We start from the raw sequence: 16,351 nt of genomic DNA, 5'->3' as shown, positions 1-16,351 counted from the left end.
TGCCCACCATGAAGAATGCCCGACTCGGTTGTGTCAGTGGACTGTTCGCTGCCGCGGTCCTGACGTTCAGCGCGATGGCTCCCGGAGTTGCTGCTGCAGCACCCCTTCCGGTCGTCGGGCCCGGCAGTGGCTTCGTCACCACCGGCGGCATCGACGACCTCACCGCCTGCTCCATCGCGGCCGTCGGATACGACGACGCCGGCCGACTCGTTGCCCTCACCGCAGGCCACTGCATTCTGCGTACGGGTCTGCCCGTCACGCTCGTCGGATCGCCCGCGGCCCCGGTCGGCACTACGGCCGTCGGGCATTGGGGACCCGATTACGGCGTCATCGTCCTCGATCCCACCAAGGTCACGCCGGTGGCGAGTCTGGGCGGAATCACCGTGACGGACATCGGCATCGGATCGGTGGGGCAGCCGGTCTGCAAGAGCGGGCTCGGCAGCGGACTGACGTGCGGCACCATCGTCGAGACCCGGGGCAGCGATCTGATGTCCGATGCCGTCACCGTATGGGCCGACTCCGGTGCCCCACTCATGGCCGGCACCACGCTCGTCGGAATCGCCAGCCATGCCTCGGGCGCTCCGTTGCTCAGTCCCACCGCCTACGCATCGGCGTCGGAATCGGTGCGCTTGCTGAGTGAGTCGGGGGCTCCGGGTGCGGGCTTCCGTCCGGTGTAGTCAGCCGGTACCGCGAATCTGCGCCTCCGTTCGAGCCTCGGCCTCTGCGTAGTCTCGTGCCGCTGCCTGCAGCTTTCGAGCAAGATCTTTCACCTCGGTGGACAGCGTCGAATCGGCTGTGTCCCACGCAGCCATGAGGGCGGAGTACGCCGTGCCTGCTGCTCCCGGCCAACACGCTGCACCCGTCGACATATCGCGTGCCACCACGGCCAGATCTTCGGACGCCATCTCGATCGCAAGGTCGGTTCTGCCCGCTGCGTCGAGAAGCGCGGCCACGTCGACGTCCAGACGATCCCCCATCACATTCCTCCCCCGAGGCTGTTGGTGCCTGTCACTACGGTGAACGTAACACCCGGTGGGGCGGGTAGTGGGCTGGTATCTTGACCGCGTGGTTGACATCGGGGGAATCAACGACTGGGACACGGCGGGGCTCGAGCGGCTCAGCAGCTCGCTCGCCAGCAGAATCAGCACCCTGATCGAACTGGGTGATCAGCTCGATCGTCTCGGGGTCGTCGACGGCTGGGTAGGGGAGACCAGCGAGGAGGCACGCCGCGCGTTCGATGCCGTCGTAGACCACCTGACCGACTCGGCGGCGCAGGCCGGGGCCGTCAAGAGGCTCACCGACGACACCGAAGATGGCGTCACCGCACTGAAACGAGCGCTCGCCGACGTCTCGTCGCTGGCTTTCGCGAACGACTTCGCCGTGTGCAACGACAACACGCTCTGGGACAGATGGGCTTTCGAGCGACCGCCGAATCAGACCGACGCCTACGCCGCGGACCGTCAACGACTCGAAGCCGAACTCCTCGACCGCGTCGGCGAAATCGTGCGTCGCGGAACGGAGATCGAAGAGAACGCGGCCGCAGTGATGAGTGCCGCGGCGCAGAATTCGATCACCGACCACGGCAGCACCGACGTACGCGAGGCAGCCGATTTCGGTAGTGATCAGGGATCGATGAAGGCCCCGATGCCGCCGGGAGACGGCAAGCCCGCCGAGAACAACCAGTGGTGGGATTCGCTCACCGACGATCAGCGTGCCTACGTCCGCGCGGAGCGCCCCTACTGGATCGGGGACCTCGACGGCATCCCCGCCGCCGAACGGTCGACGGCCAACCTGATGCAACTCGAGATCGATCGCAGCACCATCGACGGGCAGATCAACGAAGCGCGGGCTCGCTTCGAGCAGACACAGAACGCGATGGACGAGAAGAGGCTGCAACTCGCACTGGACAAGCGGGCATCTCTGGATGCCGTCGAACGCGCTATGTTCGAGGTGGGGCAGGACGGAAACGTGGCGCTGGATTCGGAAGGCAATCGAATCCCGTTCCCGGACAGGCAATTGCTGTCCTTCGACGCCTCGCCCGGCCAGACGCTGGCCACCGCAGTGGTCGCGGTGGGCGACGTGGACACCGCCGATCACGTGTCCGTACACACCCCGGGCTTCACCAGTACCGTCGACGGCGGCTTGGCCAACCTGGTGCGCGACGCAGCGTCCGTGCGGGATCTGTCCGAGTGGCAACTCGACCATTACAGCACCGACACTGCCGGGCAGAGCGTCGCGTCGGTGGCCTTCATGGGATACGAGTCACCGCAGAATGTGGGGGTGCTGTCCGACGACATGGCACGGACCGGAGGTGACCGACTGGCGTCCTTCCTCGACGGCATCGATGCCTCGCGTTCGGACGATCCCCATCTGACGGCCGTCGGGCACTCCTATGGTTCTGTCACAACAGGATTCGCGTTGCAGGACGGTACCGGTGTGGACGACGCGGTGTTCATGGGTTCGCCCGGTGTGGGTACCGACAACCTCGGCGCACTGCACATCAACGGTGACGCGTACACCCTCGCGTCCGGGGGAGACGGTGTCGCTGCGTTGGCCCGGTTCGACGGTGATCCACGCGAGATCGCCGGAGTGCACGATCTGTCGACCCGAGCCGCCGACATCGTGATGCCCGACGGTACCGACGTCACGCTGATGTCCACCGATCGATTCACCGGCCCCCTCATCGACCGGATGGGAAGTCACAGTGACTATTACAAGCTGGACACCACCAGTCAGTTCAATCAAGCTGCCGTGATCGCCGGCATTCCCGATGTGGCGGTGGCCCGATGACGAGACCGCGACGTGCGTGCGCAGCCGTACTCGCTGCCGTATTCCTGGGAGGGTGCATGAGCAACACAGCGGAGCCGTACGAGGGGGACCAGCGTCCGCGGGGGAAGGCGGATTCGGAGATCAGGGCCGAGGAGACCGCCGCGCTGACCGAGGAGTTGAAGCAACGGCCGGGGCGGCAGAGCGTTGTCGAACCGAAGTTCGAGCAAATGCAGGAGGACATCAAGGCGGCCATTTCGGCACTCGTGCCGGGCCTGGAATGGTCCACCACCCGAGCGCGCAGCGAATCACCCTGCAGCGCCCCGTATTCGAACACGCCGGGGGTCGAGGTGAAACTGCTGCCGTACAGTTCCGATACTCCCATCCCGTCCGATCGATGGGCGGCAGTGCTCGAGGCTGTCGATAGCATCGCTGTGGCCAATGGTTTCGACGGAGTCGATCTCAACCGTGAAGATGGACAAAGTCGTTCGGTGAGTATGCGTGACCCCGACGGCGGCCGAATACTGCTGGGTGCAGGTGGACGCACCGCGCTGATGATCACCACGGGCTGTTACCTGCGGTGAGTCGCGCGTCTTACACCCTCGGCGCTGGGGTCCAGCCAATGGTTTGTCACCACTCGACCTCAATGTCCCACGCCAGATGCCCGTCGACGATTGCGTGCCGCCACCCTCCGTCGAACGGCCTTCCTGTCTCGAGACTGGTTGCAAGATCGTCGAGCAGAGCGCTGATGGAAAGCCATTGCGGCCCAGCATCGTCGGAGTTCACCTTGTCGAAGACGGTCACGCAGCCGTTCAACTCGCCCGGGCGGGTGTCGACGAACAGGGAGTAGCCGTCCATCCCCGCGATCGGGATGAATTCGTCGAGGAAGGTCCACGCGGCTTCGCCTGCGGTCGTGGAGATCACCCGGTCGGGATCGTTCTCGGCATCGCCGGTCTGCCAGATGTCGGTCATCATTGCACGGTCCTCGAGCATCGCGTCGAGACCGAACAGCTCGTATTTCGGAAACAGGACCATCCATGGCTCACGAGGAAGGCCGTCGACGCACCGGAAGAGTTCGATGAGCTCGCTCGGCCACTCCACTCCGGTTCGCCTCTGGGCATCGGCAATGCGCGTCTCGTCGGCACCCGTGACGACGTAGTTCGGAATATTGTTCTCGAGCCACGCGGCGATCCGATTCCATTGCTGCGTGACACTCGATGAGTGCGTCGAATATTTGACAGGCGGGCGTGACGAACGGGTAGAAAAAGCAGCGGCGCGCTCGACGGCAGAGCGCCGCTCACCCTCGATGCCGTCGAGAACCACCTGCGCGAGGTCCGACGTCGACAACGCTGGATCGCCGAAACCCCTGACCCAGGCGAACTCCGCACCCAACGCCACGAAGATCGGCGACAGCGGGCTCGCATCGGGTGTCTCGCTGTGCAACAGGTTCAGGCCGTTGTCGACGACCGCGCGCAACGCCTCGGCTCGATCGGCCCCGCTTCCGTTGACCATGACGGACGCGCCGGGTGCCGACGTGGGGCATGCGACTTCCCACCTTGTGACGTCGTCGGGGTCCGGGTGAGCGCGCTGGATTGTCTCGAAGCGCGCGGGTCGTCCTTGCGCGTCGAGAATCATCGCCGGTGTGAGTTCGAAGAGATGCTGCTCGAGGCCGGTGTCGTCCCGAAACTTTCGGAACATCCGATACGTCATCTCGGAGGGAAGGATGATCTGCGCAAAGTCGGGGAACTCGTCGTGAACGATGCCGTCCGGGGTCTCGACGCGCAACAGCGTTGCGGCAATGAAGGTCCCGGACGCTTCGAGGGTCCACCCCTTCGGAACATGATCGGTCGGAGGGCGGTACGCGTTTTCGATGGTCACCGAGACCTCACCGGGACGCGCAGCACTGACGTTGACGCCGAAATCCGACGCTGCCACAACCGATGTCGGACTCGGGACTGCGTGTACTTCGTGCCCGGTCGACACCAACGAGTACCAACCATCGGGGACCGCAATGTTCGCCGTGTTCACAATCTCCGAATCTACTGCGCGGCGATGCGTCGCGGGTCGTCCTCGGAAAGTGAGTCGAGGAGAATCCGGTGCGGATGCGACGCCGTCCCGGTGATCAGGTACTTCTGACCGGGCCGAACTCGGGCAGCCTCGGCGCGCACCTGTTCCGATGGGGAGTCGGTCTCACGCAGTGCGTCGGTGTCACGTAAAGCGTCGCTGACGACGCGGCGGGGGTCGTACTGCCGTAAGTCCATGGATTCCCACTCGCTGCGCCGCAGCGGAACACCCATCTCGTCTTCCGCTGCGCTGCGGGTCGATTCGACGAAATGGCGCACGGCACGCACGGCCCGTCCGAGTTGATGGGCGTATCCGGGGAGGCGTGCGGGGCCGAGGACGAACCCGGCGATGATCGCGACCAGGAACAGTTTCTCGAAGGTCAAGCCGAACATGATGAGAGCTCCGGTTTCGGTGGGGTGAGGGCGCGTCTGTCGTGTACGCCGGTGATCGCGATCGCTGCGCCGAACAGTGTTGCCATCGGTAGCGCGACGAGGAACATGGACAGGACATCGGCGGCGGGCGTGACCAGTGCGCTGAACAGGGCGATGGCGACGATGCTGATGCGCCAGCTGCTGCGTAGCCTGCGTGCGGAGAGGATTCCGAGGCAATTGAGCATCACGAGCAATGCCGGAAGGACGAAGGCGATACCGGTGGCCAGCACGATCTTCATGACGAAATCGACGTAGTACGAGGCGTTGAGGATGGTGCTGTCCTGGTCGGAGGAGAACCCGGCGAGCACACTGACCATGCGAGGGAAGATGGCGAATCCGAACAGACAGCCGGCGACGAAGAGTGGAGCGGCGGCCGCGGAGAATCCGTAGACGTACTTCTTCTCCCGACGCGTCATGCCGGGGGTCAGGTAGGCGAACAGCTCACGCAGCCACACCGGAGACGACACGATCACGCCGGTAAACAGGGCGATCTTCAGTTCGAGATCGAAAGCGCCGGTGACGGTCTCGAAATTGAGACTGGCCTGACGGGTGAGAGCCAGTTCTTCGACGGGCGCGCGGAGGATGTCGAGGATCTGATCGGAGAGGGTGAATCCGATGGCAATGCCGACGAGCAGGGACACCGCCGCGCGGACAGCGCGGCGACGGGCCTCGCGTATGTGCCCGGCAAGGGGCATTACGCCTCGCGCGGCGGTGGCCGTGGTCATGACGCGTGTCGGTACGGAACGGTGGCGTCGTCCGGCGTAGATGCTGCCTTGTCCACGCGCACTTCGTCTTTCAGGATGCGCATCGATTGGCCGACGCCCTTGGCGAGTGACGGCAACTTGGTCGAACCGAACACGAGCAGCAGGATGGCGAGAACGATGAGGGCGTGCCATCCGGTGAGGTTGTGCAACATGGGTTTTCCTTCGGTGGTTGGGGTGAGAGGGATCAGTTGGTGGAGGGAGTGCCGCCGCCCATCGGAGGCTGACCGCCACCTCCGCCGGGTGCTCCGCCGCCTCCTGCAGCGGGTTCGGTGGCGGTGTCGATGGCCACGGCCAACGATCCGACGTAGCCGGATGTGGGGTCGCCCGAGAACGTCCCCATCTCGAGGTCGTAGCCGTCGCCGAACACGTTGTCGTTGTCGAGGCTGCCGAGCTGGGCGAGGTTCTGCGCCGAGTTCGGGTAGGTGTCGAGTTGATAGATCGCGTCGAGCATGTCCTGAGGGAACGCGACCTGCGAGGTGGCAATGGCATTGTCCACGTTGGTCGCCGACGCCGCGTCGGGGTAGACCTCGAAGTGCATGTGGGTCCAGCGACCGGAATAGCAGCCGGGGACGATGGTCTCGAATGTGACTGTGCCGTCGGCACCGGCAGCCTGAATGCCACGCAGGTACGTCTCGTCCTCGACGCCCTCGGAGTACATCGAGTACTGGCCGTCCGCATCGCACTGCCACAGGTATACGGCCGCACCCTCGAACGGTCGATTGTCGTTCGCCATGTCGGTGAGACTGAAGGTGAACGAGAGCGGTGTGCCGTCGACCGTGGTGCCGCCGTCGAGGCTCGAGGTGATGTCGCTGCGCACGATCCCCGACTCTTCGAGAATGTTGACGCCGTTGGAGCCGTCGGCCGGGTAGGGGCCGTTGGTCTCCTGTGGAATCTCGGTCGTTGCGCTCGCCGTCATGGAAGCTGTTGTGGTGGTGACGCTTCCGGAACTCGATGTGGAGGAGCAGGCGGCCAGTGCCACCGCTCCGGCCCCTGCGCCGACGATGCTCAGCACGCGGCGGCGGGTGATCAGGGTGGTGATGTCGAACCCGGCACCCTGGTCGACGACCTCCTCGGTGGGGCGATCGAGCAGGCGTCCCTCGTAGGTGGGTCCGGCAGAAGTGTTGGTGGGCTCTGGGATTGGGGTCATCGTGGGTTCTCCTCTGAGATGGCATCGGTTCGTTTCGGTAGTGCCAATACTCTGGGGTGTTCCGGTGAGGACGCTGAACCCTCGCTGCGAGGTTGCTGTGAGCGGTGGGGCTGGATTTCCATGAGGGTGTAGCTAAGGCTAACCTCAGTGGCAATGCCGCCAACCCACAGGACCGTGATGACTCTTCGTGTAACCACCCGCTTCGCTGCAGTGTTCACCGCTATGGCCGCCGCATCCATCGCAGTGGTCGGCTGCAGCACTTCCGATAGTGCCGAGACTCCGGCCGCAGAGTCGTCCACCGGCTCGTTCCCGCTGACCGTGCCGCACATGTACGGCGAGACGACGCTCGACGCCGTGCCCGAGCGGGTTGCGACATGGGGATTCGGCACCACGGACGCGGTACTCGCGCTCGGCGTCGTACCCGTGGCCATGCCCTCGGCCGAATACGGCGGAGGTGATGATCTGACCTACCCGTGGATCTCCGATGCGATCGACGCGAGCGGCGAGCCGGCACCGATTCTGCTCGACAACGTCACCGATGCGCTGACGGTCGAGAAGGTGCTCGCCGCCGATCCCGATGTACTGCTTGCTCCGCACTCCGGCCTGACGCAGGCGGAATACGACGCGGTGACCGCTGCCGGCGTACCTGTCATCGCCCCGCCCGAGGAGCTGTGGTCGACGCCGTGGCGCGATGTCATCACCACCACCGGAGATGTTCTGGGCGTGCAGGACAGGGCACGTGATCTTGTTGCCGATCTCGATCGTCAGGTTCAGGACGCAGGTGCTGCGCATCCCGAATTCGAGGGCCGCACAATTGCTTACGTGTCCGAGGCTGCGGATGTCTACTACCTGCTGTTGCCGTCGGACCCACGGGTGGAGCTGCTCGAGAATCTCGGCTTCGTCTCGCCTGCCTCGGTGACCGACCTCGCGACCGACGATGCCACCTACTCGACCACGGTCTCGGCGGAGAACATCTCGAAGATCGACGCCGATGTGGTGTTCACTCAGGTCGACACCGACGATGCCTTGCAGCAGTTCCTGGATTCGTCTGTCTCGCGCCAGATTCCGGCGGTTGCCGCGGGTGCAGTGGCAGGATTCGTCGGGCAGGAAGCCGGAGCGGCAGTGGGCCCGACGGCACTGTCGATTCCGTACTTCCTGCCGACTCTGGTCGAAGGACTGGCCGCCGCTGTCAGCAACGCCGGCTGAGGGCTACCGAGGAGCGGGCTTCGTCCCGGCGGGTGCCACCCGGGTGACGCGAACCACCGCGTCACGCAACGTCTTCGAGTGCAGACCTGTACCGCCGACGGTCCTGGAACGCTCGGTTGCGGTGTCGATGCGCCACGAGGAGGCGTCGAACAGGGCGGTGATATCTTTCGCGGTGACGGTGGCCTCGTGCGGCGGCGTGCCCTCGTGTGAATCATGTTGCGCGCCATCGTGCAGGTGCCCGACGATGAGTAGCGAACCGCCCGGCGCCACCCACTGCGCGATGTGTCGGTAGAACTCCAACTGCGGAATCGACGGATGCGCGTAGTGGGTCATGACCAGATCCCATTGTTCTGCTGGATCCCATGACGTCAGGTCGGCTTCGATCCAGGTGACGTCGACTCCTGCATGTTGTGCCTGCTGTGCGGCGGTGGTGAGGGCTGCGGCCGAGATGTCGGCACCGGTGACCCGCCAACCCCGTTCGGCGAGCCAGATCGCTTCCGCTCCCGCACCGCAGCCTGCGTCCAGCGCGGTACCGGGCGTCGATCCGGCTGTCTCCTCCACGAGATACGGATTCGCTGCGACGGTATGGGATGTTCTGTCATCCCAATGGTGCTCCCAATAATCCTTGTCGAATGTATGCGTCATTCCATGGCCTTTCGCGGTGGCGTTGCAGATGCCAGAGTGGCAGCGCGGCATGGTTGCGGCAAGTATTTTTGCAGTATCGGCAAATTTGAACTGTGTCAGTGCGGTGCGTCGGTGACCATTCGATTGCGGCCTGCGCGCTTCGCCTGGAACATCAGAGCGTCGGCTCTGTCGAGTGTGTGGCGAAGACCTTCGTTCGGTCGCTGGAGTGTGTATCCGGCCGAGAACGTGACACCCGATGGCCGGGTGGCGGCTGCCAGTTTCTCGAGTGATCGAAGAGCTTCGCGACGATCGCAGTTGCGCAGAGTGATCACGAATTCCTCTCCGCCCCAACGTGCGAGGAGTCCGTCGACGCCGATGCAGTCGCGGGCCGTCGACGCGAAGTCGCGGAGCAACTTGTCGCCGGCAGCGTGGCCGAAGGTGTCGTTGAACTGTTTGAAATGGTCCAGATCGAGAACCGCGACGACTGTGTCGACCGAGTTGTCGTCGACGACGGACACCGCGTAGTCCGACCAGCCGCGACGATTGAGCGCTCCGGTCAGTTGATCGGTTCGAGACGCGAGCAGGATGCCGTCCTCGACTTCCTTTCGTTCGGTGATATCGAGAGCGGCGGCGAGCGTCCATTCGGCATCGGCCGGACCGGTGAAAGGAACCAGAGTCAGCAGAACCCAGCGAATCTCGTCGTTCGGGCGAACGACCCGCACCTCGACCTTCACGGATCTTTCCGCGGCCACCCCCGCGGCCATCAGATCCTCGACGCTGCCGTGGAGTGCGAGGTCGTCCGGGTGAGTGTGCACCGTCGCGGATCGACCAATCAGTTCAGAGGAAGGCAAGCCCACGAGTTCGCAGTAGGCGGCATTGACTTCGACGAACAATCCGTCGGCGTCGGAGAGAGCCTGCGCCACGGGGCTGGAGGCGAACATGCGCCGGTACCGTTGTTCCTCCACGACGCAACGACCCGCTCTCTCCCCTTCCTGCATCGAGAGTCTAGTTCAGGTCGGTCCCGCCGACCGTTGCGGGAAGTGTCGCCGGCAGACGTGTGTGTCGACATCGCGGCCGAGCGAATCACCGAGAACTGGGGACTTCAGCCGGTGGCCGTCGTCAACGACTGCTCCGGCCGGCAGCGGGTGCTCGCGGGGCAGTAGTCGGAGGGAGGCGGATCGACGAACAGGTCGATATGCGAGCGACTCGTTCACGATCTGCGCGCCGTCTCAGGGGATGCGCGGTCCTTTGCCATCGTGTCCGACGTGACCGGCGAGGAGGCGTCGGGCACATATCTCGAGGTTCTGCTCGAGCACCGTGACTACGCGATGCGGATACTCGTCCCATACTTGATGCCCGACGCTGCGACCTTCGATCTGGGGCCGACGAAAGCGTCTGTGGGGCAGCGGCTTCTGTGGGGCTGATTTTTCCGCGGACGCGCCCATCGCCCTCGTCCAGGGGATTGGCACTCTCGACCGGCGAGTGCCAAAATGGAGGCACACTCTTAGCCGAAAGGAGCCCACAGTGACCGTCACCTCTCCCCGCTTCGATGCCCGTGACTCGGACGACGACATGCCACCGAAGTGGTGGAATCGGCACATTCGCACCCGAGCTCAGGTGACCGAATACGCCGTGATGTTCGGTGCGCTGTCGATCGTCTCGTTCTGGGCCGCGGGCCTCGGTATCGCGGCAGGTCTGATCGCCGTCGCCTCTGCGCTGTGGGCCGATCGAACCCCCGACCTGGCCGGGGAGCGTGCCGAACGCTCCGACGCGGCGCTGGCCATCGGCACCGGAGTAATCGGCATCGTCATCGGCGTGGGCTTCCTGGCGATGGTGCTGTAGAGCGACGTCGTCGCACGTGAGCGGAACTTCGTAGTCTGCTACGAATTTCTGTTCACGTGCGACAGCGCTGAACTGGGTTCGCGAGGCCGGTCGACCGCACTGCGGTCGACCGGTTTCGTCGTTTCGAAGCAGATTTCTCAGATATCTGCGACGGTCCGTTGCACTAACCGGTTTTATGTGTGACGCTGTGTTGCGTACACATTCTTCGTACATATTGTTCGGACGCGGGCGGAAGGACCATCATGACTGCAGTCGACGACGCACGATCGCTCTACCGAGACAGGCTGCATGCACTGTCGACGGCTTCGGTGCATCAGCACTTCGACGCTTTCCTCGACATCCCCTGGGACGAACCCGAGTACGCGATCGTTCCCAACGATCCGCGCTGGGTGCTCCCGGATGCGGACCCGCTCGGCCACACCGACTGGTACAAGTCACTTCCCCTGGACCGGCAGATTCACATCGGTATGTATCGCCAGGCCAGCATGGTCAAGGTCGGACTGCAGTTCGAGCAGATCCTCATCAGCGGGCTCATGCAGTACGCCCTCACGCTCCCGAACGATTCACCCGAATTCCGGTACTCGACTCACGAGGCAACCGAAGAGTGCCACCACACCCAGATGTTCCAGGAACTGGTGAACCGCATCGGCATCGACGTGCCGGGTGGGCCCGCATGGTTCCGCAAGATCGTGCCCGTGCTCACGGTGTTCGCCGCCCGATCGGCACCGTTCGGATTCTTCGTCGGTGTCCTCGCAGGAGAAGAGCCGATCGACCACATGCAGAAGGGCGTTCTGCGCGCCGGTAGCGTCGGGCACCCCTTGGTCCAGCGCGTGATGCAGATCCACATCGCCGAGGAAGCCCGTCACATCGGCTTCGCGCACCAGTATCTCGAGCACAAGGCCCCGCGGCTCGGCCCCTTCGAGAAGGCGTCGATCTCGATCCTGACGCCCGTCATCATGCGATTGTTGTGCGATGTGATCATGAAGCCGAGCAAGCAGATGCGACGCGAGCTCGACATCCCCGACGAGGTTGTGGACGCCGTCTGGTGGGATAGCGACTCCTCGCGAAAGGCATTGCGCGACACCTTCGGTGACGTTCGCATGCTCGCCGGTGAACTGGGACTGATGAACCGAGTATCGAAGCGAGTGTGGCGCGCTCTCGGTATCGACGGACGGCCTTCGCGCTACCGCAGTGAGCCGTCGTTCGGCTGAGCTGATCGTTGGGGGATCGAGCGTTTGCCGATGGTGAGGCTGAGTGCGTCGAGTTCGGCCAGCACAGCAGTGGCAGCCCAGATCTGGTTGCGCTTGCTGGCTGTCAGTACCTCGAGCACGCCTGCCTCGGTCAGCCGAGCAAGGGCGCGATAGGTGCTCGCATCGGTAGTGCCGGTGATCTGGCCGGCCGTGTCCGCGTTCAGGATCGGGATGTCGAGCAGAGCGTCGATTATCTTTGCGTCCGCCGAACTGGCACGAGGTCGCGCAGTGGCGCGCCAGTGTTCGGGAAGGTCGGCCAAGGCCTTGGCCGAGTCCTGGGCGGCGTAGCTGGACACTGTTGCCGCGTGCGCGACGTACTCCACGAATCCATCTGCGCCGCCGGCGCGGTAGTCGGTCAGTCTGTCGAAGTAGCGGCCTGTGTCCGCGAGCATCACCGACGCCAGAGGGACTGTCACCCGTCCGGTCAACCCGCGTCGACGCAGGATCGCGCTGATCAGAGCTCGGCCGATGCGGCCGTTGCCGTCGGTGAACGGGTGGATGGACTCGAACTGGGCGTGCGCGATCGCGGCCTGAGCGAGTATGGGCAAGTCTGTTCGATTCGCAAATATGAGCAGATCCGTCATCGATTCGGGGACGAATTCCGGCGGAGGTGGCACGTACAGGGCGTCGATCGGGGTGTAATCGCTGCCCCCGATCCAGTTCTGCACGTCGCGAACGGTGCCCGAATCGCGCGCGGTGTAGAAATCCGGTGCCATCAACAATCTGTGCGCGGTTGCAAGACTGTCGCCTGTAATCGGACCTTTGCCGGCGGCGTCGACCATCGCCGCCAACGCATGCACGGCCGCAAGTTGAGATTTGGCCTCCGCGTTGGATTTACCTCCCGCGAACGCCTTGCCGAACGCTCGCCAGCCGGCGTCGATGTGCTCGATCTTCGACGAGGCGACAGACTCGCTTCGGAGTAGAAAGTCGGACAGAGGAGCGAGGTGCTCGCCGAAACCCGCCTCCAGTCGTGCGACAGCAATGATCGCCTCTTCGTGAGCCATGGCAACCGAGCCGGACACATCGCAGTGCGCTTCGCCGATCATGGGCGGAATGGACACTTCGATGTGTTGCAGCGTGCGATCGGCCCGCGAACCTTGACGCCGACTGGGCTTCCATGCCCGCGACTCGACGCGGTGTGGCGACCAGATCATTGCTGCCTCCCGATCGCCAGAAAACGTGACTAGTTCGGACTCAAGTATACTTTGATACTCCGAAAGTATTCTATGTGGGCGAATGGTCGCGTTTTCCGACGCTTTCGGGGCTACTGCAGTGAGCCGTCGTTCGGCTGAGTCTCGTCGACGACGCTCTCCAGGGGCACCTGCGGGATCGCGATCCCACGGGATGCGCCAAGGCCTTTCACCTGCAGCCAGATGGTGTCGGCCAGGAACGTGGCGAAATGATCGAGGCCGGTGCGTGATTCGGTCTGCCCGCTCCAACTGCGGACCGCGCCCATGCAATACGAGACCAACCCGGCTACCCACGGCCGCACCAGCGACCAGTCGTCTGCCGTGAGATCCGCGTGCACCAGAGCGAGGAATCCGGCGACGCTGACTTCGAGTTGTTCGGCGAGTAGAGCATTGGTCTCTTCGAGTGGCGTCGGCGACTGATCGCTGACGTCCTGCTCGACGAACCGCGTCCACGCGGGATGCTCGGCCACCCAGCGCACATACGTGCTCACCACCCGATGCACCACATCGCGAGGAGTGCCGGTCAACTCGAACGAGGTGACCAATGTGGCCGTCAACTCCGAGCAGATGGCCCGCTGAATGGTGGTGTCGAGATCGGTGCGATCGTTGAAATGCCGGTACAAACCAGTGCGATGCACCCCGGCTTCGGCGGAAATTTGAGCAGTGGTGAGACGCTCACCGGGAGCGATATCGCGAGCCAGCACAGTCATGGCGGCACCGATGATATGACGTCGACGATCGGTGTTGTGCTGTTCCCAACGCCGCTTACGGCCATCGGCCTTGGGGCGTGACCCACCGTCGCTCATGCTGCATGGTCTCACGTCCGCACTGGTCGAGGCCGTCAATGGGTGCGTTTACGCAGCGCGAACAGCACACCTGCTGCTCCGACCACGGCCACGAGCGCCCCGATGGGCCAGAGTGGGAAGCCGTTGTCTTCTTCTGGCTGGGGAGCGGGCGGTAGGGCCTCGTTGGTGAAGTCGAGGTCTGTCGCCGGCGGGGTGGACGTGCCCTGGGTCAGCTGGAACGGAATGCTGCCGGTGATCGGATGCCCGTCGGCCGAGACCACTCGATAGCCGATGGTGTACTCGCCTGCCGCGCCGAGTCCGTCGAGATCGACGGTCACCGTGCTGCCGTCGACGACGGGTTCCGATGCCGCCCATTGGCTTTGGTCGGACCCGACGACGGTGACGGTGGCGAAGTTCGACTGCACGTTCTGATTGAACGTCAAGGTCACCGCGTCCGGCGCGGCGTCGAGCACAGCATTTTCGGCGGGGTTGCTGGACTGCAGAGTTGCATGCGCCGATGCCGGGGCGATCGACAATGCCGTCGCGGTGAGGATGGTGGCGGCGATCAGGGCCAGGCGTTTCATCGGATGCTTTCTCGGTTGGGTTATTCGTGCGGGGGTTCGCCGGTGACCTTGTGGTCGGCGAAGTTCAGACCCTCGCGCACGAGTCGGGCGAGGTGACCGTCGGCCAGGCGGTAGATGACGTTGCGGCCGTCGCGTCGGGTCTCGACGAGTCCGGTGAAGCGGAGCTTGGCCAGATGCTGACTGACGGCGGTGCGCGAGGTTCCGGTGGCCGTGGTGAGTGCGCTGACGTCCGCTGGGCCGCGGTCGAGCAGCCAGAGGATGTGGAGCCGGGTGGGATCGGACAGCATCCGAAAGGTGTCGCTTGCAGTGGCCAGGCGTGCGGAGTCCGGTTCGACGGCATGGTCGAGACTGATGCGCGGTTCCTTCTTCGGTGGCATCGAACGTCGTCTCCCTACGCGGAGGCGACCACCGACATTCGGGTGCGACTCCACAGGCGTGCTGCGGACAGTGCCGCAAGTGTAGCCAAGCCCGTGAGCACCAGCGCCGCGGTGAACAGTCCGAACTGTGCGCCGACCCATCCCGCTACCGGATAGGTGAGCAGAAATGCCGCGTGCGACAGCGAGAACTGCGCGGTGAAGATCGAGTTCCGGGTGCTCTCGTCGGATTCACGACGCAGGATTCTCGCCGACGGTGTGTTGATCATCGACGTCCCGATGCCCAGGACCGCCCACGTGGTGGCCAGTGCAACCCACCCGGCCGATCCTCCGTGCAGGGTTGCCACCAATGTTGCTGCGGCCGTGCCTGTCACGGCCACGACGGCTCCGGTGAGCATGAGGATGTGATCGGTCGTAGCTCTGAGTACGCGCGGGATGAACAGTGCTGCGACCATGGAACCGCAGCCGTAGAAACCGAGAGCGATTGCCAGCTGGCTGCTCGATCCGCCGAACAGATCGCGGACGTAGACCACGGTGTTGACCACCACGAGCGCCGTCGCTGCGGCGACCACCGTGTTCAGCGCGAGCAGTCCCTGCAGTTCAGGATTTCTGACGAACGTCGCGATGCCTGTTGTCGGTCTCTGGATTTTGGTTGCGACGTGTCGCGGTAGGGCGGTGCCGACCACCATCACCGCGGAGACGACGAACCCCAGAGCTGTACCGACGAACAACGTGTGGAAGCCGATGACCGTCAACAGAGCTGCGGCGATCAGAGGGCTGACCAGGGATTCGAGGTCGTAGGCGAGCCTGGAGAGCGTCAGTGCGCGGGTGTACTGCTGTGTGTCCGGGACGATCGTCGGGATGACGGCTTGGAAGGTGGGGGTGAAGGTGGCCGATGCTGCCTGCAGAACGAATATCAGGACGTAGACCTGCCACACCTGATCGACGAAGGGCAGCGCCAGCGCGGTGAGTGCCCGCACGACGTCAGCGGTGACGAGAACGAGCTTGCGGGGGAGCGTGCTCGTCAACGACGAAACGACCGGAGCGACAAACACATACGCGATCATCTTGATTGCGAGGGCGGTGCCGAGCACGGCCCCGGCGGCGCTGCCGGCGATGTCGTAGGCAAGCAACCCCAGCGCGACCGTCAACAGTCCGGTGCCCAGCAACGCGACGACCTGTGCGGTGAAGAGTCGTCGAAAAGCGACATTGTCGAGCAGCATGGCTTCAACATACACACGTGTGCGCAAGTGCGCACTCATAACCTGGATGGATTTGGGCCTCACGCGGTCGAAACGCGAGATACTTCGGTATCGTTCAGCAG

The 16,351-nt window shown here is 64.1% G+C and carries 21 protein-coding genes; 8 read left to right on the top strand and 13 right to left on the bottom strand.

Annotated features, from left to right (window positions below; genetic code table 11):
• Positions 1-8 precede the first annotated feature (8 nt).
• Complete coding sequence (locus tag MTX34_RS08375) at positions 9-677, top strand: S1 family peptidase (protein ID WP_243609063.1); 669 nt, start codon at positions 9-11, stop codon at positions 675-677.
• On the opposite strand, the gene MTX34_RS08370 is transcribed toward MTX34_RS08375, so the two are convergent.
• The gene (locus MTX34_RS08370; RefSeq protein WP_243609062.1) at positions 678-977 is read right to left on the bottom strand and encodes a WXG100 family type VII secretion target; all 300 of its coding nucleotides are present in this window, start codon (positions 975-977) and stop codon (positions 678-680) included.
• An 88-nt stretch (positions 978-1,065) separates the two neighbouring features.
• Between MTX34_RS08370 and MTX34_RS25970 the strand changes: the two genes are divergently transcribed.
• Positions 1,066-2,790, top strand: a complete 1,725-nt coding sequence (locus MTX34_RS25970) for an alpha/beta hydrolase (RefSeq protein ID WP_243609061.1) — start codon at positions 1,066-1,068, stop codon at positions 2,788-2,790.
• A 56-nt stretch (positions 2,791-2,846) separates the two neighbouring features.
• On the top strand, positions 2,847-3,350 hold the full coding sequence (locus MTX34_RS08360) for an LppA family lipoprotein (protein ID WP_243597361.1): 504 nt from the start codon (positions 2,847-2,849) through the stop codon (positions 3,348-3,350).
• Positions 3,351-3,396: 46 nt separating this feature from the next.
• On the opposite strand, the gene MTX34_RS25965 is transcribed toward MTX34_RS08360, so the two are convergent.
• The 5 genes from MTX34_RS25965 to MTX34_RS08335 are packed head-to-tail and all read right to left on the bottom strand — an operon-like array spanning position 3,397 to position 7,172.
• Positions 3,397-4,794, bottom strand: a complete 1,398-nt coding sequence (locus tag MTX34_RS25965; protein WP_243597360.1) for an SMI1/KNR4 family protein — start codon at positions 4,792-4,794, stop codon at positions 3,397-3,399.
• Between the two features lie 11 nt (positions 4,795-4,805).
• On the bottom strand, positions 4,806-5,222 hold the full coding sequence (locus MTX34_RS08350) for a preprotein translocase (protein ID WP_243597359.1): 417 nt from the start codon (positions 5,220-5,222) through the stop codon (positions 4,806-4,808).
• Positions 5,210-5,986, bottom strand: coding sequence for a twin-arginine translocase subunit TatC (tatC, locus tag MTX34_RS08345; RefSeq protein WP_243597358.1), 777 nt, complete (start codon positions 5,984-5,986; stop codon positions 5,210-5,212). The genes MTX34_RS08350 and tatC overlap by 13 nt, the downstream gene beginning before the upstream one ends.
• On the bottom strand, positions 5,983-6,177 hold the full coding sequence (locus tag MTX34_RS08340) for a twin-arginine translocase TatA/TatE family subunit (protein ID WP_243597357.1): 195 nt from the start codon (positions 6,175-6,177) through the stop codon (positions 5,983-5,985). The genes tatC and MTX34_RS08340 overlap by 4 nt, the downstream gene beginning before the upstream one ends.
• Positions 6,178-6,209: 32 nt before the next feature.
• On the bottom strand, positions 6,210-7,172 hold the full coding sequence (locus MTX34_RS08335) for a 3,4-dioxygenase subunit beta (RefSeq protein WP_243597356.1): 963 nt from the start codon (positions 7,170-7,172) through the stop codon (positions 6,210-6,212).
• A 177-nt stretch (positions 7,173-7,349) separates the two neighbouring features.
• On the opposite strand from MTX34_RS08335, the gene MTX34_RS08330 reads away from it, so the two are divergent.
• The gene (locus MTX34_RS08330; protein ID WP_243597355.1) at positions 7,350-8,378 is read left to right on the top strand and encodes an ABC transporter substrate-binding protein; all 1,029 of its coding nucleotides are present in this window, start codon (positions 7,350-7,352) and stop codon (positions 8,376-8,378) included.
• Positions 8,379-8,381: 3 nt separating this feature from the next.
• On the opposite strand, the gene MTX34_RS08325 is transcribed toward MTX34_RS08330, so the two are convergent.
• Complete coding sequence (locus tag MTX34_RS08325) at positions 8,382-9,023, bottom strand: bifunctional 2-polyprenyl-6-hydroxyphenol methylase/3-demethylubiquinol 3-O-methyltransferase UbiG (protein WP_243597354.1); 642 nt, start codon at positions 9,021-9,023, stop codon at positions 8,382-8,384.
• A gap of 95 nt (positions 9,024-9,118) precedes the next feature.
• Entirely contained in the window at positions 9,119-10,000 is an 882-nt protein-coding gene (locus tag MTX34_RS08320; RefSeq protein ID WP_279393025.1) for a sensor domain-containing diguanylate cyclase, read from the bottom strand.
• A gap of 42 nt (positions 10,001-10,042) precedes the next feature.
• On the opposite strand from MTX34_RS08320, the gene MTX34_RS25695 reads away from it, so the two are divergent.
• The 4 genes from MTX34_RS25695 to MTX34_RS08305 all read left to right on the top strand — a co-directional run bounded on the left by MTX34_RS25695 (position 10,043) and on the right by MTX34_RS08305 (position 12,055).
• Complete coding sequence (locus MTX34_RS25695; protein ID WP_279393024.1) at positions 10,043-10,165, top strand: hypothetical protein; 123 nt, start codon at positions 10,043-10,045, stop codon at positions 10,163-10,165.
• A 93-nt stretch (positions 10,166-10,258) separates the two neighbouring features.
• Positions 10,259-10,426: a hypothetical protein gene (locus MTX34_RS08315; RefSeq protein ID WP_243597352.1), complete on the top strand. Its 168-nt coding sequence runs from the start codon at positions 10,259-10,261 to the stop codon at positions 10,424-10,426.
• Positions 10,427-10,526: 100 nt separating this feature from the next.
• Positions 10,527-10,844 carry a hypothetical protein gene (locus tag MTX34_RS08310; RefSeq protein WP_243597351.1) on the top strand — a complete coding sequence of 106 codons (318 nt, stop codon included), beginning with the start codon at positions 10,527-10,529 and terminating at the stop codon, positions 10,842-10,844.
• Positions 10,845-11,086: 242 nt separating this feature from the next.
• On the top strand, positions 11,087-12,055 hold the full coding sequence (locus MTX34_RS08305) for a diiron oxygenase (RefSeq protein ID WP_243597350.1): 969 nt from the start codon (positions 11,087-11,089) through the stop codon (positions 12,053-12,055).
• Here MTX34_RS08305 and MTX34_RS08300 read toward each other — a convergent pair.
• The 5 genes from MTX34_RS08300 to MTX34_RS08280 form a co-directional block, all read right to left on the bottom strand.
• On the bottom strand, positions 12,028-13,248 hold the full coding sequence (locus tag MTX34_RS08300) for a Fic family protein (protein ID WP_243609060.1): 1,221 nt from the start codon (positions 13,246-13,248) through the stop codon (positions 12,028-12,030). The genes MTX34_RS08305 and MTX34_RS08300 overlap by 28 nt on opposite strands.
• Positions 13,249-13,358: 110 nt before the next feature.
• Positions 13,359-14,090: a TetR/AcrR family transcriptional regulator gene (locus MTX34_RS08295; RefSeq protein ID WP_243609059.1), complete on the bottom strand. Its 732-nt coding sequence runs from the start codon at positions 14,088-14,090 to the stop codon at positions 13,359-13,361.
• A gap of 35 nt (positions 14,091-14,125) precedes the next feature.
• Positions 14,126-14,653 carry a copper resistance CopC family protein gene (locus MTX34_RS08290; RefSeq protein ID WP_243609058.1) on the bottom strand — a complete coding sequence of 176 codons (528 nt, stop codon included), beginning with the start codon at positions 14,651-14,653 and terminating at the stop codon, positions 14,126-14,128.
• A 20-nt stretch (positions 14,654-14,673) separates the two neighbouring features.
• Positions 14,674-15,030 (bottom strand): metalloregulator ArsR/SmtB family transcription factor, encoded by a 357-nt coding sequence (locus MTX34_RS08285; protein ID WP_032396178.1) that lies wholly within the window; start codon positions 15,028-15,030, stop codon positions 14,674-14,676.
• 14 nt (positions 15,031-15,044) lie between these two features.
• Complete coding sequence (locus MTX34_RS08280; RefSeq protein WP_243609057.1) at positions 15,045-16,250, bottom strand: MFS transporter; 1,206 nt, start codon at positions 16,248-16,250, stop codon at positions 15,045-15,047.
• Positions 16,251-16,351 lie beyond the last annotated feature (101 nt).

Origin of the sequence: Rhodococcus sp. ARC_M5 (assembly GCF_022810405.1) — a bacterium.
Lineage (GTDB): Bacteria > Actinomycetota > Actinomycetes > Mycobacteriales > Mycobacteriaceae > Rhodococcoides > Rhodococcoides navarretei.
The sequence above is the reverse complement of the archived record's forward strand: the minus strand, read 5'-3'. Positions and strand labels throughout refer to the sequence as shown.

Coding starts and splice junctions, on each gene's coding strand:
- MTX34_RS08300 (WP_243609060.1), bottom strand. CDS start 13,248: ATGATCTGGTCGCCACACCGCGTCGAGTCGCGGGCATGGAAGCCCAGT.
- MTX34_RS08360 (WP_243597361.1), top strand. CDS start 2,847: ATGAGCAACACAGCGGAGCCGTACGAGGGGGACCAGCGTCCGCGGGGG.
- MTX34_RS08370 (WP_243609062.1), bottom strand. CDS start 977: ATGGGGGATCGTCTGGACGTCGACGTGGCCGCGCTTCTCGACGCAGCG.
- MTX34_RS08320 (WP_279393025.1), bottom strand. CDS start 10,000: ATGCAGGAAGGGGAGAGAGCGGGTCGTTGCGTCGTGGAGGAACAACGG.
- MTX34_RS08295 (WP_243609059.1), bottom strand. CDS start 14,090: ATGAGCGACGGTGGGTCACGCCCCAAGGCCGATGGCCGTAAGCGGCGT.
- MTX34_RS08290 (WP_243609058.1), bottom strand. CDS start 14,653: ATGAAACGCCTGGCCCTGATCGCCGCCACCATCCTCACCGCGACGGCA.
- MTX34_RS08325 (WP_243597354.1), bottom strand. CDS start 9,023: ATGACGCATACATTCGACAAGGATTATTGGGAGCACCATTGGGATGAC.
- MTX34_RS08375 (WP_243609063.1), top strand. CDS start 9: ATGAAGAATGCCCGACTCGGTTGTGTCAGTGGACTGTTCGCTGCCGCG.
- MTX34_RS08335 (WP_243597356.1), bottom strand. CDS start 7,172: ATGACCCCAATCCCAGAGCCCACCAACACTTCTGCCGGACCCACCTAC.
- MTX34_RS08280 (WP_243609057.1), bottom strand. CDS start 16,250: ATGCTGCTCGACAATGTCGCTTTTCGACGACTCTTCACCGCACAGGTC.
- MTX34_RS08330 (WP_243597355.1), top strand. CDS start 7,350: ATGACTCTTCGTGTAACCACCCGCTTCGCTGCAGTGTTCACCGCTATG.
- MTX34_RS08350 (WP_243597359.1), bottom strand. CDS start 5,222: ATGTTCGGCTTGACCTTCGAGAAACTGTTCCTGGTCGCGATCATCGCC.
- MTX34_RS08340 (WP_243597357.1), bottom strand. CDS start 6,177: ATGTTGCACAACCTCACCGGATGGCACGCCCTCATCGTTCTCGCCATC.
- tatC (WP_243597358.1), bottom strand. CDS start 5,986: ATGACCACGGCCACCGCCGCGCGAGGCGTAATGCCCCTTGCCGGGCAC.
- MTX34_RS08305 (WP_243597350.1), top strand. CDS start 11,087: ATGACTGCAGTCGACGACGCACGATCGCTCTACCGAGACAGGCTGCAT.
- MTX34_RS08285 (WP_032396178.1), bottom strand. CDS start 15,030: ATGCCACCGAAGAAGGAACCGCGCATCAGTCTCGACCATGCCGTCGAA.